13 protein-coding genes are annotated in these 14953 nt (G+C 72.5%); 11 read left to right on the top strand and 2 right to left on the bottom strand.

Annotated features, from left to right (window positions below):
- Window positions 1–4 precede the first annotated feature (4 nt).
- Window positions 5–1198 (bottom strand): glycosyltransferase family 39 protein, encoded by a 1194-nt coding sequence (locus tag IEY91_RS12170; protein ID WP_373287931.1) that lies wholly within the window; start codon window positions 1196–1198, stop codon window positions 5–7.
- A 77-nt stretch (window positions 1199–1275) separates the two neighbouring features.
- Window positions 1276–2499 (bottom strand): pyridoxal phosphate-dependent aminotransferase, encoded by a 1224-nt coding sequence (locus IEY91_RS12165; protein WP_164322567.1) that lies wholly within the window; start codon window positions 2497–2499, stop codon window positions 1276–1278.
- An 876-nt stretch (window positions 2500–3375) separates the two neighbouring features.
- On the opposite strand from IEY91_RS12165, the gene IEY91_RS12160 reads away from it, so the two are divergent.
- From IEY91_RS12160 to IEY91_RS12110, 11 genes are all read left to right on the top strand, one after another.
- Window positions 3376–3900: a DUF2617 family protein gene (locus IEY91_RS12160; RefSeq protein WP_164322561.1), complete on the top strand. Its 525-nt coding sequence runs from the start codon at window positions 3376–3378 to the stop codon at window positions 3898–3900.
- Window positions 3901–3990: 90 nt separating this feature from the next.
- Window positions 3991–5580: a polyamine aminopropyltransferase gene (locus IEY91_RS12155; RefSeq protein WP_189173965.1), complete on the top strand. Its 1590-nt coding sequence runs from the start codon at window positions 3991–3993 to the stop codon at window positions 5578–5580.
- A gap of 80 nt (window positions 5581–5660) precedes the next feature.
- Complete coding sequence (locus tag IEY91_RS12150) at window positions 5661–6647, top strand: SRPBCC domain-containing protein (RefSeq protein WP_189173964.1); 987 nt, start codon at window positions 5661–5663, stop codon at window positions 6645–6647.
- Between the two features lie 295 nt (window positions 6648–6942).
- Entirely contained in the window at window positions 6943–7743 is an 801-nt protein-coding gene (locus tag IEY91_RS12145) for an aldose epimerase family protein (RefSeq protein ID WP_189173963.1), read from the top strand.
- A gap of 41 nt (window positions 7744–7784) precedes the next feature.
- On the top strand, window positions 7785–8336 hold the full coding sequence (gene pyrE / locus IEY91_RS12140) for an orotate phosphoribosyltransferase (protein WP_164322553.1): 552 nt from the start codon (window positions 7785–7787) through the stop codon (window positions 8334–8336).
- 109 nt (window positions 8337–8445) lie between these two features.
- Window positions 8446–9468, top strand: coding sequence for a class II fructose-bisphosphate aldolase (fbaA, locus tag IEY91_RS12135; RefSeq protein ID WP_164322551.1), 1023 nt, complete (start codon window positions 8446–8448; stop codon window positions 9466–9468).
- A 112-nt stretch (window positions 9469–9580) separates the two neighbouring features.
- Complete coding sequence (locus IEY91_RS12130; RefSeq protein WP_229696940.1) at window positions 9581–10750, top strand: MalY/PatB family protein; 1170 nt, start codon at window positions 9581–9583, stop codon at window positions 10748–10750.
- Window positions 10751–10888: 138 nt separating this feature from the next.
- Window positions 10889–11302, top strand: a complete 414-nt coding sequence (locus IEY91_RS12125; RefSeq protein WP_189173961.1) for a DUF3151 domain-containing protein — start codon at window positions 10889–10891, stop codon at window positions 11300–11302.
- 170 nt (window positions 11303–11472) lie between these two features.
- Window positions 11473–12348, top strand: coding sequence for a tryptophan 2,3-dioxygenase family protein (locus IEY91_RS12120; protein WP_164322545.1), 876 nt, complete (start codon window positions 11473–11475; stop codon window positions 12346–12348).
- Window positions 12341–13615 carry a kynureninase gene (gene kynU / locus IEY91_RS12115; protein ID WP_373287930.1) on the top strand — a complete coding sequence of 425 codons (1275 nt, stop codon included), beginning with the start codon at window positions 12341–12343 and terminating at the stop codon, window positions 13613–13615. The genes IEY91_RS12120 and kynU overlap by 8 nt, the downstream gene beginning before the upstream one ends.
- Before the next feature lie 181 nt (window positions 13616–13796).
- Window positions 13797–14756: an alpha/beta hydrolase gene (locus IEY91_RS12110; protein ID WP_189173959.1), complete on the top strand. Its 960-nt coding sequence runs from the start codon at window positions 13797–13799 to the stop codon at window positions 14754–14756.
- The last annotated feature ends 197 nt before the right edge of the window (window positions 14757–14953 follow it).

Here is a 14953-nt window from a genome sequence, read left to right as displayed (position 1 = left end):
TGAGTTACAAGGGCATACGGGCGATCGCCACCAGATACGTCCCGTACGCCACCGAGAGCCCGGCCAGGGCGCCCACCACCAGGTAGGCGTTCCTCGGCCGGGCTCTCGCCGTCCGCGTCACCGCGAGGGCCAGCGGGATCAGGAGCGGGAAGGCGGGCAGCAGGAAGCGCGGCTTCGACTCGAAGAAGCCCGAGCCGCCGACCGTGATCAGCAGCAGCACCCCGGTGTAGACGAGCAGCGGCAGCGGCGCCCGGTCGGCCACGAGCAGCGCGAACAGCAGCACCGCCACCGCGACGATCACCAGCGTCATGGAGTGCACCAGCTTGTCGCCGTGCAGGAGCAGATGCTCGGCGAAGGCGAACGAGCCCGCGCCGAAGTCGAAGCGCGAGCCCCAGCCGCGCTGCACCGCGAAGTAGCCGCCGAGCGCGTCGCCCCGGCGCAGCCCGACCCACAGGACGTACGCGGCCCAGCCGAGCGGGGCGAGCAGCGCGCCCGTCCACAGCCTGTGGGGAACTCCGCGCCCGCGCCGCCGCGCGATCTCGTACACCGCCACGGCGAGCACCGCCGCCGCCACCGCGAAGCCGTTCGGCCGGGCCAGGCCCGCGAGCGCCGCGAGCGCGCCCGCCCACAGCCAGCGGCGGGTGAGCAGCGCGTACAGGGACCAGGCCGCGAGCGCGGTGAGGACCGGCTCGGTGTACGCCATCGACAGGATGACGGAGTGCGGCATCAGGCCCCACAGGAGCACCAGGACGGTGGCGGTGCGGCGGTCGTACAGGCGGGCGGCGAGCGCGTAGATGCCGAGGGCGGCGGCCCCGGCGGCGAGCCAGGACACGAGGAGTCCGGCCGCGCCGTGGGACAGCGGAGTGAGGGTGGTGACCGCGCGGATCAGGCCCGGGTACAGCGGGAAGAACGCCAGGTCGCTCTGGACCACGCCCGGCTCGAAATGGAGGGTGCGGCCGTAGCCGTGGGCGGCGATGCCGGTGTACCAGCGGGAGTCCCAGGAGCGGCCGAGAAGGCGGAAGGTGTCCTGCCCGGTGGCGTGCGCCACGGCCGTCACGGCGAGCAGGCCGGTGAGCCGCGCGGCGGCGAAGACGCCGAGGGCGCGCACGGCTGTCGGCCCCTTGGGGGTGTAGGCGCGGCACTGGGTGCGGGGAGGTTCGGTGAGGGGGGCCGGGACCGTGGGGCTCGGGTGAGTCACACCCGAACCCTCGGGCGTCGTGGCGGCGGACACCAGCCGGATGGGTCCGTGTGGGTGCGCGCCGCCACCCCCAGTGGCTACAGGGCCTTCAGCCGGTCCACCGCGTCCGCGAGGACCTCCGTGCGCTTGCAGAACGCGAACCGCACGAAGGGCGCGCCCTCCTCCCGGTGGTCGTAGAAGACGGCGTTCGGGATGGCGACGACGCCGGCGCGCTCCGGCAGGGCGCGGCAGAAGGCGAAGCCGTCGCCGCCGTGCGAGCGGCTGTCGCCGAGGGGGCGGATGTCGGTGGTGATGAAGTACGTGCCCTGGGGGCGGTAGACCTCGAAGCCCGCCGCGGTCAGGCCCGCGGACAGCAGGTCCCGCTTGGCGCGCAGGTCCTCGCGCACGGACGTGAAGTACGACTCGGGCAGCGCGAGCGCCTCCGCGATCGCGTACTGGAAGGGGCCCGAAGCCACGAACGTCAGATACTGCTTCGCCGAGCGCACCGCCGTGACCAGCTCCGGCGTGGACGTCACCCAGCCGACCTTCCAGCCGGTGAACGAGAACGTCTTGCCCGCCGAGCCGATGGTGACCGTGCGCTCGCGCATGCCGGGGAAGGTGGCGAGCGGGATGTGCGCGGGCGTCGTCCCGTTCTCGTCGGTGAAGACCTGGTGCTCGTAGACCTCGTCGGTGACCACGAGCAGGTCGCGCTCGACGGCCAGCTTCGCGATCTCGGCGAGCTCCTCGCGGCTGAGGACGGTGCCGGTCGGGTTGTGCGGGGTGTTGAGGAGCAGCAGCCGGGTGCGCGGGGTGACGGCGTCGCGCAGTTCGTCCAGATCGAGTACGAAGCGACCTTCGCGGGGCCGCAGGGTGACGGGGACGCGGGTGCCGCCCGCGAGCGCGATCGAGGCGGCGTACGAGTCGTAGTACGGCTCGAGCGCGATCACCTCGTCGCCCGGCTCGACCAGGGCGAGCAGGGAGGCCGCGATGGCCTCGGTGGCGCCGGCGGTGACCAGGACCTCGCGGTCGGGGTCGTACGACAAGCCGTAGTTCCGCAGCTGGTGCGCGGCGATCGCCGTGCGCAGCTCGGGCACGCCGGGCCCCGGCGGGTACTGGTTGCCGCGGCCGTCGCGCAGCGCCCGCACCGCCGCCTCGCGCACCTCCTCGGGGCCGTCCGTGTCCGGGAAGCCCTGGCCCAGGTTGATCGCGCCGGTGCGCACCGCGAGCGCGGACATCTCGGCGAAGATCGTCGTGCCGAACTCGGCGAGGCGGCGGTTGAGCAGCGGGCGGCTTGGGCCGGAAGAGGGAGTCATGGCCGTCATCCTGCGCCGAACCTCTGGACTTCCTCAACTCTGCTTTGGCCGGGTGTGGCCGGGGGCATTCCCTTGTCACGCGACGACGCGGACCAGATCAGCACGGCGGGACCGGTCCGGGGGAACGGCACCGGCCCGCTTCGGGGGAACGGAAAGGAAGGTGGGGACCATGATTCTGATCCTCTTCTTCGGCTTGTGGCTCGTGATCGTGATGGTGATCGGCTATGCCGTGAGCAGGCGCACCAGGCGTCCGCGGCTGAGCCGCGCGTCGGGCAGCAGCAGCTGGTGGGCGAGCTCCAACAGCTCGAACTCCAGCTCGGGCGCGGTCAATTGCGGCGGTGGCGGATCTTCCTGCGGTGGTGGCTCGTCCTGCGGCGGCGGTTCCTCCTCCTGCGGCGGCGGTGGCGGCGGGGGTGGATGCGGAGGCGGCGGAGGCAGCTGACACGGGGCAGCTGGTCCACTGGGCGAAGCGTCCGGCGGGAGTCAACTCCCGGCGGGCGCTTCGTCGTTGACACGGGTACACGCGAGTGCGCGCGGGGCCGCCGGGAAGCCTGGTGGCCCCCGCACAGCGGGCGTTGAGGGGCGACAGGGGCGATATGGGTCTATTGGCGACCGTACCGGGACGCTTCTGGATCGTCTGAGTTCGCAGAAACGTGAACAGATGAACTGTTCGGCCCTCTAGGGGATGGAAACCCTACGAAGTTGGGTAAAAACGCTGTGGCAGTGTCGCAGTTCATGATTCCCTCTTAACCGTCACACCGCCCTCGGACGTTCTCAGCTCAGCGATCGGGACTTCTCCGTGGGCACGAGCCGGCATTCCGACCGCCTGGTGTCCGACCGGGTGCGCCGGCCCCCACCCCCATTGCGTGTTAGCGGAGCCGACCCATGCTCACGACCCTGAAGACTGTCTACACCGACACGCGCGCCGGGGACCTGGCCTGGGCCCTCGGCCGCGAGCCGTTGCCCGCGCTCGCCACGTTGGACCTCGAACTGTCCGGTGCGACCGTGCAGTTGAGACTCCTCGGGGCGTCGCACCAAGTTCTCCTGGAGCAGGAGAAGGGGACCTGTTCCGAGACGGTCGCCTGCATCCCCGGCAGCAGCACGCCGCTGCCGCTCGGCGTCTCCAAGCGGGTCGGCGAGTGGGAGTACGAGTTCGCGGCCTGCGTCGAAACCCTGTCGCGGGGTCAGTTCGCGGGCCGCGCCCAGGAGTTGCTCGCCCTGGTGACCGAGCACCCGCACGGACTCGCCGGCGTCTTCCCCGGCATCCCGCACGCCTTCACCGCGATGCTCGCCCAACGCCACGAGGGCGCGGTCATGTGGCGTACGTGGCACGCGTATCCGCAGGACGGACAGCTGGTGGCGACGCGGACCCGGGTCGGCGTGCGGATGCCGTTGCCCGCGGCGTTCTGACCGTCCCCTGAGGCCGTTTACACGTTTCCGGAGGACCTCCACCCATGTGGGGGACTTGGTGTAAGCGTGTGGTGACGTAGCGTTCGCAGCGTGATCGAGCCGCCCGAGGGACTGCCCGTCACGCCCCGGACAGGCCGGTTCCTCGTCCTCGCGGGCGTGTTCATCTGTGCCGCCTGCGGTCTCGTGTACGAACTCGAACTCGTCGCCCTCGCCTCGTACTTGATCGGTGACTCCGTCACCCAGGCCTCCGTCGTGCTGTCCGTGATGGTGTTCGCGATGGGCATCGGCTCGCTGCTCGCCAAGCGGCTGCGGCGCCGGGCCGCCGCCGGGTTCGGGCTCGTCGAGGCGGCGCTCGCGCTGGTCGGCGGGTGCAGCGCGCTGGTGCTCTACGCGGCGTTCGCGTGGGCCGGGGACCGGGGCGAGATGTGGGCGAGCAGCTCGCGCTATCTGTTCGTCGCGTTCTCGTTCGCCATCGGCGTGCTCATCGGCGCCGAAGTGCCCCTGCTCATGGTGCTGATCCAGCGCGTCCGGCGGCAGGACGCGAGCGGCGCGGTGGCCGACCTGTTCGCCGCCGACTACGTGGGCGCGCTGGTTGGCGGCCTCGCCTTCCCCTTCCTTCTCCTGCCCTGGTTCGGGCAGCTCACCGGGGCGCTGCTCACCGGGGCCGTCAACGTACTCGCGGGCGGGGCGCTCGTCTTCGGCCTGTTCGGGCGGGACTTGAGCGGGCGCGGCCGCTGGATACTGATCCTCGCCAACGTCACGGTCCTCGCCGTCCTCGCCTCCGCCGCCGTGCTCGTCGACGACTTCGAGCGGGCCGCGCGCCGCGCGGTGTACGGCTCGGACATCCGCGTCGCCGTGCAGACCGGCGTCCAGGAAGTCGTCCTGACCGGCGGCGACCGGGAGTCCCTGCACCTGTTCGTCGACGGCCGGCTGCGCGTCAGCGGACGCGACGAACGCCGCTACCACCAGGCGCTCGTCCAGCCCGCGATGCGCGGCGGGCCGCACGCGCGCGTGCTCATCCTCGGCGGCGGCGACGGCCTCGCCGCCCGCGAGGTGCTGCGGCACTCCGGGGTGCGCCGCGTCGACGTCGTCGAACTCGACCCGGGCGTCGTGAAGCTGGCCCGCACCGATCCGGCGCTCAGCGAACTCAACGGACACGTGTACCGGGACCGGCGGGTCCACGTCACCCACGCCGACGCCTTCCGCTGGCTGCGCGGACCGCACGAGCGGCGCCGCCCGTACGACGTCGTGCTCGCCGATCTGCCCGACCCCGGCATCACCGCGAGCACCAAGCTCTACTCGCAGGAGTTCTACGGCCTGCTCGCCCGCGTCCTCACCGACGACGGCCGGTTCGCCGTGCACGCCGGGCCCGTCGTCACCCGCGCCCACACCTACTGGACGGTCGACGCGACGTTGCGCGCGGCGGGCTTCGTCACCACGCCCTACCGCACGACGGGCCGTCACGACGTCTTCGCCGCAGGACCCGACCGCACCGCCGACGGCACCGCCAAGCCCCGCGACTGGGGTTTCGTGCTCGCCGCCCGAGCCCCGGAACAGCTCACCGCGGCCGCGGTGTCGGCGGTCCTGCGCTCCGGCTCACGGGCCGCCGAACGCGTACGTCCCCCCTCCGGCGCGGGCCTCGCGCCGTCCACCCTGGTGCATCCGCGGTACGCCGACTGACGGGTCGTCGGGCCGTGGAGCGCGGGCAAGTGGTCTCAGTGGCATACATCACGCGGCGGGCGTCGGTACGCTCGACTGTCATGGAGCATGAGGCGTTCGTACCGGTTCCGGAAGAGCCGCTCCGCGAGGCACTGGCCGACCCCGAGCGGGTCGCCGGTGCGGTGCCGGGGCTGCAGCGCGCCGCCGACGCGGACTCGCCACCCGTGTCCGGGCGGCTGAGGGTGCGGGTCGGCGGGCACACGATCACCTATCGCGGTGCCCTGCGGGTCGCTCCGCGCGGCGACGGCTCGTACTCCCTGGAGGGAGAAGGGGCCGAGGTCCGCGGCAGCGGGGCGGTGAAGTTCTCCCTGGTGCTGCGGCTCGCCGCTGCCGCGGAAGGGGGCACCAGCGTCGCCTTCAGCGGGAGTGCGTCCGGGGACGGGCGGGTCGCCGAGATCGCGGAAAGTTCTCCACAGGCTGTGGAGGGGGCGGTGCGGAGGTTGTTGGGGCGGTTCGCGGAGGGGTTGGCGGTTGCCGGCGGGGGCGGCTTGCCGGGTGGGGCTGCCGGGGCTGCCGGGGGCGTCGGGGGTGCCGGGGATTCTGCCGATGCCGTCGAGCCTTCCGCCGGCTCGTCCGACCTCGGCGAGCCTGCCGGCTTCGCCGATTCCTCCGATTCCTCCGACTCTGCCGGCTCCGCCGATTCCGTCGACTCCTCCGGCCCCGGTGAGTCCGGCGACTCCGCCGGGCCCGAGGAGCCCATGGGGCCGACCGGGTCCGGGGACGGTACGCACGGGATCTTCCGGGCCGAGGTGCCGCCTCCGCCGTTGGATCCGCTCTCCGACGACCTCGACGGGCCGTTGGACGCGGCGGACGTGCCGGCCGCGGAGGCCGCGCATGCGCGGCGGACGATGATCGGGCGGAGCGCGGAGGAGGTCGATCACGCGCCGCCGCGGGGGCGGTACGCGCCTGTGCCGGTGCCCGAGGCGATGTCTGGCGGGGTCGCCACGTTGCGGTGGGCTGCGCCGGTGGCGGCGGTGGCTCTTGCCTCGGCGATCGTGGTGACCCGGGCGCTGCGACGCCGTCGCTGACAGTCCCCACCCCCGGGGGGCTCCGCCCCCTGGACCCCCGCTCCCGTCTGGGGCTTCGCCCCTCTCCCCCTGTCGGCGCTTCGCGCCTCGTCCTCAAACGCCGGACGGGCTTGATATTGCCGGGGCGGGCTGTTTCCGGCAGGTCATAAGGGCGGGTGGGTGGGGTACAGCCCGTCCGGCGTTTGAGGACGAGGCCGTTCAGGCCGATACGGGGGTCTGGGGGCGGAGCCCCCAGTTTCGGGAAGGGGTGGGATTGGGGAGCCCCCGGCAGGGACCGCGCCGTAAGGTCGACCCCGTGAGTAGCAGCAGCGAAGAGATCAGGCTGGCAGCCGGTTCCGTGGGGGTCACGGTGCAGCCGGGGAACGGGTGCCGCGTAGGCAGCCTCACCGTCGACGGAGTCGAACTCCTGCGGCAGGGCGAGCGCTACGGCAGCTTCCCCATGGTGCCGTGGTGCGGCCGCACCCGGGACGGCCGCTTCACGAACGGCGCCACCACCCACCAGCTCCCCCTGAACGGCCCCCCGCACGCCATCCACGGCACCGGCCGCGACACCGCGTGGAAGACCGCCCGCGCCGGCGGAAGCGAGGCCGTGTTCACCTACGACCTCACGGATCCGTGGCCGTACCCCGGCCGGGTCACGCAGATCGTCGAGCTGACGGAGAGCGCCCTGACGCTGCGGATGTCCGTGGAGACGTACGACGACTCCTTCCCGGCGCAGGCGGGCTGGCACCCGTGGTTCAACCGGCGCCTCACCGACGGCGGCGAGGACGTCCGGATCGCCTTCGACGCCGCGTGGCAGGAGCGCCGCGGCGCCGACCACCTGCCCACCGGCGAGCGCGTCGACCCGCTGCCGGGCCCCTGGGACGACTGCTTCGGGATGCCGGGCGGCGTCGACGTCACCCTGACCTGGCCGGGGCAGCTGGAGCTGAACGTGGCGAGCCGCGAGGAGTGGGTCGTCGTGTACGACGAGCAGGAGGCCGCCGTGTGCGTGGAGCCGCAGACCGGCCCGCCCAACGGCCTGAACACCGCGCCGCGCCTGGTGACCCCGCTGGAGCCCCTGGAGACGTCGACGACGTGGACCTGGCGGCGGCTGTGACCCCGGCGGCGCCCTGAAGGACAGGCTCTAAGCTCGTAGCCATGACGAACGACGTACGCGGCGACCTGCTGCAGCAGATCAAGGACAAGGCCGTCGTGCACGGCAAGGTGACGCTCTCCTCGGGCATCGAGGCCGACTACTACGTCGACCTGCGCCGCGTCACCCTCGACGGCGAGGCCGCCCCGCTGGTCGGGCAGGTGCTGCTCGACCTGACGGCGGACCTGGAGTTCGACGCCGTGGGCGGCCTCACCATGGGCGCCGACCCCGTCGCGGGCGCGATGCTGCACGCCGCCGCTGCCCGCGGCAGGCGGATCGACGCGTTCGTGGTGCGCAAGGCCGCCAAGGCGCACGGCCTGCAGCGCCGCGTCGAGGGCCCGGACATCAAGGGCCGCCGCGTGCTCGTCGTCGAGGACACCTCCACCACCGGCGGTTCCCCGCTGACCGCGGTGGAGGCGGTGCGCGAGGCCGGCGCCGAGGTCGTGGGCGTGGCGACCATCGTCGACCGGGCCACCGGCGCCGCCGAGAAGATCACCGAGGGCGCGGGCGTCCCGTACCTCTTCGCGTACTCCAAGGACGAGCTGGGCCTCGACTGATCGGTACATGACGACGGGCTGGAGCAATCCGGCGAGTCTGGAAGGATGGGGGCGACGACGTCGTCGCCCCCGGTCAGCCATCACCCCGCACATCACAAGGAGCGGACACATGCCCATCGCAACCCCCGACGTCTACAACGAGATGCTGGACCGGGCGAAGGCAGGCAAGTTCGCCTACCCGGCCATCAACGTGACGTCCACGCAGACCCTGCACGCTGCGCTGCGCGGCTTCGCGGAGGCGGAGAGCGACGGCATCATCCAGATCTCCACGGGCGGTGCGGAGTTCCTGGGCGGCCAGTACAGCAAGGACATGGTGACGGGCGCGGTGGCCCTCGCCGAGTTCGCGCACATCGTCGCGGCGAAGTACGACGTCACGGTCGCGCTGCACACCGACCACTGCCCGAAGGACAAGCTCGACGGCTACGTACGCCCGCTGATCGCCGTCTCCGCCGAGCGCGTCGCCCGCGGCGAGAACCCCCTCTTCCAGTCCCACATGTGGGACGGCTCCGCCGAGACCCTCGCCGACAACCTGGCCATCGGCCAGGAGCTGCTCGCCCAGGCCGCCGCCGCGAAGATCATCCTTGAGGTCGAGATCACCCCGACGGGTGGCGAGGAGGACGGCGTCAGCCACGAGATCAACGACGAGCTGTACACGACCGTCGACGACGCGATCCGCACCGCCGAGGCCCTCGGCCTGGGCGAGAAGGGCCGCTACCTGCTCGCCGCGTCCTTCGGCAATGTCCACGGCGTCTACAAGCCGGGCAACGTCGTGCTGCGCCCCGAGCTCCTCAAGGACCTCCAGGAGGGCGTCGGCTCGAAGTACGGCAAGCAGTCGCCGTTCGACTTCGTCTTCCACGGCGGCTCCGGCTCCACCGCCGAGGAGATCGCCACGGCCCTGGAGAACGGCGTCGTGAAGATGAACCTCGACACCGACACCCAGTACGCCTTCACGCGCCCCGTCGCGGACCACATGTTCCGCAACTACGACGGCGTCCTGAAGGTCGACGGCGAGGTCGGCTCGAAGAAGACGTACGACCCGCGCACCTGGGGCAAGCTCGCCGAGGCCGGCATGGCGGCGCGCGTCACGGAGGCGTGCGCGAACCTGCGCTCCACGGGCACGAAGCTCAAGTAGTCCCGTAGTTCAAGCAGCAGTTCATCGTCCGTCGGGCCCGGCACCTCCGCACTTCCGCGTGGGTGCCGGGCCCGCGGCGTGTCCGGAGGGAACCATGGATATGGCTGTGACTGTGACATCGGAGTACGACTTCGACACCCCCGTCGACCGGCGCGGCACGTGGAGCGTGCAGTGGGACGGCATCGCGGACAGATTCCCCGTCCCCGACCTCCTCCCCTTCACCATCTCCGACATGGACTTCACCTGCGCCCCCGAAGTCCTCGCCGCCCTCCAGCGGCGCGTCGCGCACGGCGTCTTCGGCTACACGGACTGGCGCAACGACGACTTCCGCGGGGCGATCCGCGACTGGTTCAAGGAGCGGTACGACACGGAGGTCGACCCGGCGACGCTCGTGTACGCCCCGTCCGTGCTCAACCAGATATCGCAGCTGCTGCGGATGTGGAGCGCGCCGGGGGAGGGCGTGGTCGTGCACACCCCGACGTACGACGGCTTCCGGAAGGCGGTCACCGGGCTCGGCCGTGAGTTGCGGGGCGTGCCCGTGAACGACCCCGAACTCACCTTCCTGGAGGCCGAGTTGGCGCGGCCCGACAGTCGGGTGCTGCTGCTCTGTTCCCCGCACAATCCGACCGGGCGGGTGTGGACGGACGCGGAGCTGGGGGCGATGGCCGAGCTGTGCGAGCGGCATGGGGTCGCTGTCATCAGCGATGAGATTCATGCCGACCTGACGCATGAGGGGTACGTCCACCGGCCGTGGACGCGGTACGCGCGGGGGCGCTGGGCGCTCGTCACCTCCGGGACCAAGGCATTCAACTTCCCTTCCCTCAGCGGGAGTTACGGCTTCATCGGCGACCCCGACGAGCATGCCGCGTTCGTGCGGCGGATGGACACCGGCGAAGGACTCGCCTCGCCGGCGGTGCTTTCGCTGACCGCGCACATCGCCGCGTATCGGGAGGGCGGGGCGTGGCTCGACGCGGTGCGGGCCTATACGTACGGGAACTTGCGGGTGGTGGCGGAGCGGCTGAACTCGGCGTTTCCCGAGCTGGGGTGGCGGCCTCCCCAGGCGGGGTATCTGGCGTGGATCGATCTGCGGCCCGTGCTGGGGGAGGGCGTGGGGGACGAGGTGCTTCAGCGGGAGCTGGTGGAGCGGCAGGGGGTGGCTGTGATGCCTGGGGGGACGTATGGGGCGCCGGGGTTCGTGCGGATGAATGTGGGGTGTCCTCGGGGGAAGGTCGAGGCGGGGGTGGGGGCGTTGGTGCGGGGGGTTGCGGCGGTGCGGGGGTAGGCCCTGCGGGGCTTTCCCCAATCCCGCCCCTTCCCGAAACCGGGGGCTCTGCCCCCAGACCCCCGCTCCTCAAACGCCGGAGGGGCTAAAACTCACCGGCACGATCTCAGCCCGTCCCCCATGCCGCAGACTTGTCCCATGGCCATTCACGAGAACCTGCTCGGGGGACCGCCCCCGACCCACCTCCCCGACGACCCCGAGCCCCGCGAGCTCCTCGCGGGCGGCACCCCGGCCGCCGACGTCGCGGCGAAGTACCCGACGTCCTCCCTCGCGTGGGCGCGCCTCGCGGACGAGGCGTACGAGGCGGGCCGCGTCGTCGAGTCGTACGCGTACGCCCGTACGGGATACCACCGCGGCCTGGACTCCCTGCGCCGCAGCGGCTGGAAGGGCCACGGCCCGGTGCCGTGGGAGCACGAGCCGAACCGCGGCTTCCTGCGCGCCCTGCACGGCCTCGCCCGCGCGGCCGGCGCCATCGGCGAGCAGGAGGAGTACGAGCGGTGCTCGACGTTCCTGCGCGAGTCCTCGGCGACGGCGGCGGACACGCTGGGCTGAGCCCCACCGGCGTACCCACGTACCCCACGACCTGCCTGGACACCCGGTGTGACCAGGCAGGTCTTGCCGTTTCCCGGGATGTTGCGGAGGATGCGGGTGGGGACCGGGGCCCCCGTGCCGGTACCGGCAGGGGCGGACCGCTACCCGGAGTACGCATGTAGGAGACAGCGATGTCCCACGAGGCGCACGCGGCGCACGAGACCCGGCCACAGTCCGTAACCACGGACGACGAAAGCCCGGACAGCCCGAACCTCGACTTCGCAGGCACCACCCCTTACGAGGACTACGTCCAGGCGGACGTCCTCACCCACCTCCAGCACCTGCGGTCCGACGACCCCGGCGAGATGGTCTTCCTCGTCACCACCCAGGTCATGGAGCTGTGGTTCACGGTCATCGTGCACGAGTGGGAGACCGCGGCCCGCGCCCTGGGCGAGGACGACGTGCCGGTGGCGATCGCCGCGCTGAAGCGGTCGGTGCGGGAGCTGGAGGCCCTGAACCACTCGTGGAAGCCGCTCGGCCAGCTCACCCCCGCCCAGTTCAACTCCTACCGGGGCGCGCTCGGCGAGGGCTCCGGCTTCCAGTCGGCGATGTACCGGCGCATGGAGTTCCTGCTCGGCGAGAAGTCCGCGTCCATGCTGGTGCCGCACCGCGGTGCCCCGCGCGTGCACGCCGAGCTGGAGAAGGCCCTGCAGGAGCCGAGCCTGTACGACGAGGTCCTTCGGCTCCTCGCCCGCCGCGGGCACCCGGTCCCGGCCGCCGTCCTGGAGCGCGACATATCCCGCAAGTACGAGCCCTCGCCCGAGGTCGAGGCCGTGTGGACGGCCCTGTACGCCGGTGACGAGGGCGACGAACTCGCCCGGCTCGGCGAGGCGTTGACCGACGTCGGCGAACTCGTCTGGCGATGGCGCAACGACCACCTGGTCGCCACCCGCCGCGCCATGGGCTCCAAGACCGGCACGGGCGGCTCCGCCGGAGTCGCCTGGCTGGAGAAGCGCGCGACGAAGAACGTGTTCCCGGAACTGTGGACGGCACGCAGCCATGTCTGAGACGCAGAGGGTGGCCCCTATGGCAGAGCGGGAAATGAAGGCACGGGCCGAGGTGCTCGACGGCAAGGACGAACTCGCCGCCAAACGGCGGGACTTCATCCTCGACACTGCACCTGATCATGCGGCTGACGCCGCGGGTGTCTACCTCGACGGCAACTCCCTCGGCGCCCTCCCCGCCAACGTCGAGGCCCGCGTCGTCGACGTCATCACCCGCGAGTGGGGGCAGCTGCGCATCCGCTCCTGGGACGAGAGCGGCTGGTGGACCGCGCCGGAGCGGATCGGCGACCGGCTCGCCCCGCTGCTCGGCGCCGCCCCCGGGCAGGTCGTCGTCGCCGACTCCACCAGCGTGAACATCTTCAAGGCGCTGGTGGCCGCCGTCCGCATCGTCCAGGAGGACGGTGATACGGAGCGCGACGAGATCGTCGTCGACTCCACCACCTTCCCCACCGACGGCTACATCGCCTCCTCCGCCGCCCGCCTCACCGGCTGTCGGCTGATCCCCGTCGCCCCGGCCGACGTACCGGGCGTCCTCGGCCCGCGCACCGCCGCCGTGCTCCTCAACCACGCCGACTACCGCTCCGGCAGGCTGCACGACCTGCCCGGTCTCACCGCGGCCGTGCACGCGGTGGGCGCCCTCGTCGTGTGGGACCTGTGCCACACGGCGGGCGCCCTGCCGATCGGGCTCGACGAGCACGGCGTGGACCTGGCGGTGGGCTGCACCTACAAGTACCTGAACGGCGGCCCGGGTTCGCCCGCGTACCTGTACGTGCGCAAGGAGCACCAGCCCCGCTTCGACTCGCCGCTGCCCGGCTGGAACTCGCACGTCGAGCCCTTCGGGATGCGGGCCGACTACGAGCCCGCCGACGACGCGGTGCGCGGCCGCGTCGGCACCCCCGACATCCTGTCGCTGCTCGCCTTCGACGCGGCACTCGACGTGTGGGAGGGCGTGTCGACGGCCGCGGTGCGCGCCAAGTCCCTGGCCCTGACGGACTTCTTCCTGGAGTGCGTCGCCGCGTACGTGCCCGAGGGGCGGGTCGAGTCGATCACTCCCGTCGCGCACGCCGAGCGGGGCAGCCAGATCGCGCTGCGCTGCCCGGACGCCGCCGCCGTGATGAAGCTGCTCATCGAGCGGGGCGTGGTCGGCGACTACCGCGCGCCGGACGTGCTGCGCTTCGGCTTCACGCCGCTGTACGTGTCGTTCGCGGACGCGGAGCGGGCCGCGCGGGTCCTCGCGGACACGCTGGCGGAGGCGCCCGGGGGGCCCTGACGGAGGTGCCCGGGGGCCCTGACGAGGGCTGCCGGGCCCTGACGGCACGGATGCCGGGCGGATCCTGATACCGTCCGGCGCATCCAAGTCTGGATCATGGTACGAACGTCCGCCGGTCGCCGGTCAGTTGCCGCCGGCGACCGGAGGGCGGACGCAGGCCGACATTTGAGAGGGTTGCCGCATGCCGGACGACGCAGCCGTGGCCCGCGATGCCGCCGAGGAGGAATCCGCCTTCGCGCATCCCGCGGTGCCGCCGGACTCCACCGCCGCGTACGGCGCGCACGCGGATCAGATCGTCGACTTCTACGCCCCGCGCGGCGCCGCCGACCGGCCCGCGCCGCTCGTCGTGGTGCTGCACGGCGGGGCCTGGCGGGCGCCGTACGACCGCTTGCACGTGACACCGTTCGCGGACTTCCTGGCCCGGCGCGGGTTCGCCGTCGCCAACATCGAGTACCGCAAGGGCAGTTCGGCCGGTGGGCCGGGCGGGCCCGGCGGGGGCATTCCGGCGCAGGGCGGACCGGCTGACGCGGAGGGCACCGACGGCCGTCCGATCGCCGGGCGCTGGCCCGAGACCCTCGACGACGTCGCCGCCGCGCTCGACGCGCTGCCCGCACTGGTCCGCGAGGCCCTGCCGATGGCCGACCCGAAGCGGGTCGTGGTGACCGGGCACTCGGCCGGCGCCCACCTCGCGCTGTGGGCTGCCGCACGGCACGTACTGCCGGAGGGCTCGCGGTGGCACCGGGCGCGGCCCGCGCCGCTGCGGGGCGTGGTCGCGCTCGCGCCGATCGCCGACCTGCGGGTGGCCGACGAGCTCGACGTGTGTTCCGGGGCGGTGCGGCAGTTCCTGGGGGTGGGTGCCGCCGGTGGCGGCGCCGACGTCGAGGCGCTGTTCGAGGAGCGGCTCGGGCACGCCGACCCGGCCGCCCTGCTGCCCACCGGCATCGCCACCACCGTCGTCCAGGGCCGCACCGACATCGTGGTGCCGCAGGCCGTCGCCGAGGCGTACGCGGACGCGGCCGCGAAGGCCGGCGAGGTCGTCGGGGTCACGCTGCTCGAGGAGGTCGGGCACTTCCCGCTGATCGACCCGGCGGCGGACGCGTGCGCGGTGGTGGCGGAAGAGATCGCGCAGCTTGCCTTCTGAGACGGCCTGACCCCCGCTCCCGTCTGGGGCTCCGCCCCTCTCCCCCTGTCGGCGCTCCGCGCCTCGTCCTCAAGCGCCGGACGGGCTGAAACCCAGCCGCACCGGCAAGGTGTACCCCCCCTCGGTTACGGGAGGGGGCGGGGTTGGGGAAGCCCCCGGCAGGGCCCGCGTAGTACCTGCGACGGACCCCCCACAAC

The sequence above is a fragment of the Streptomyces lasiicapitis genome, assembly GCF_014646335.1.
GTDB lineage: Bacteria > Actinomycetota > Actinomycetes > Streptomycetales > Streptomycetaceae > Streptomyces > Streptomyces lasiicapitis.
This window is presented reverse-complemented; position numbering and strand designations above follow the sequence as displayed.

Bases quoted from the DNA above. Each gene is read 5' to 3' on its own strand.
- fbaA (WP_164322551.1), top strand. From the start codon at position 8,446: ATGCCCATCGCAACCCCCGACGTCTACAACGAGATGCTGGACCGGGCG.
- IEY91_RS12120 (WP_164322545.1), top strand. From the start codon at position 11,473: ATGTCCCACGAGGCGCACGCGGCGCACGAGACCCGGCCACAGTCCGTA.
- IEY91_RS12110 (WP_189173959.1), top strand. From the start codon at position 13,797: ATGCCGGACGACGCAGCCGTGGCCCGCGATGCCGCCGAGGAGGAATCC.
- IEY91_RS12150 (WP_189173964.1), top strand. From the start codon at position 5,661: ATGGAGCATGAGGCGTTCGTACCGGTTCCGGAAGAGCCGCTCCGCGAG.
- IEY91_RS12165 (WP_164322567.1), bottom strand. From the start codon at position 2,499: ATGACGGCCATGACTCCCTCTTCCGGCCCAAGCCGCCCGCTGCTCAAC.
- IEY91_RS12125 (WP_189173961.1), top strand. From the start codon at position 10,889: ATGGCCATTCACGAGAACCTGCTCGGGGGACCGCCCCCGACCCACCTC.
- kynU (WP_373287930.1), top strand. From the start codon at position 12,341: ATGTCTGAGACGCAGAGGGTGGCCCCTATGGCAGAGCGGGAAATGAAG.
- IEY91_RS12160 (WP_164322561.1), top strand. From the start codon at position 3,376: ATGCTCACGACCCTGAAGACTGTCTACACCGACACGCGCGCCGGGGAC.
- pyrE (WP_164322553.1), top strand. From the start codon at position 7,785: ATGACGAACGACGTACGCGGCGACCTGCTGCAGCAGATCAAGGACAAG.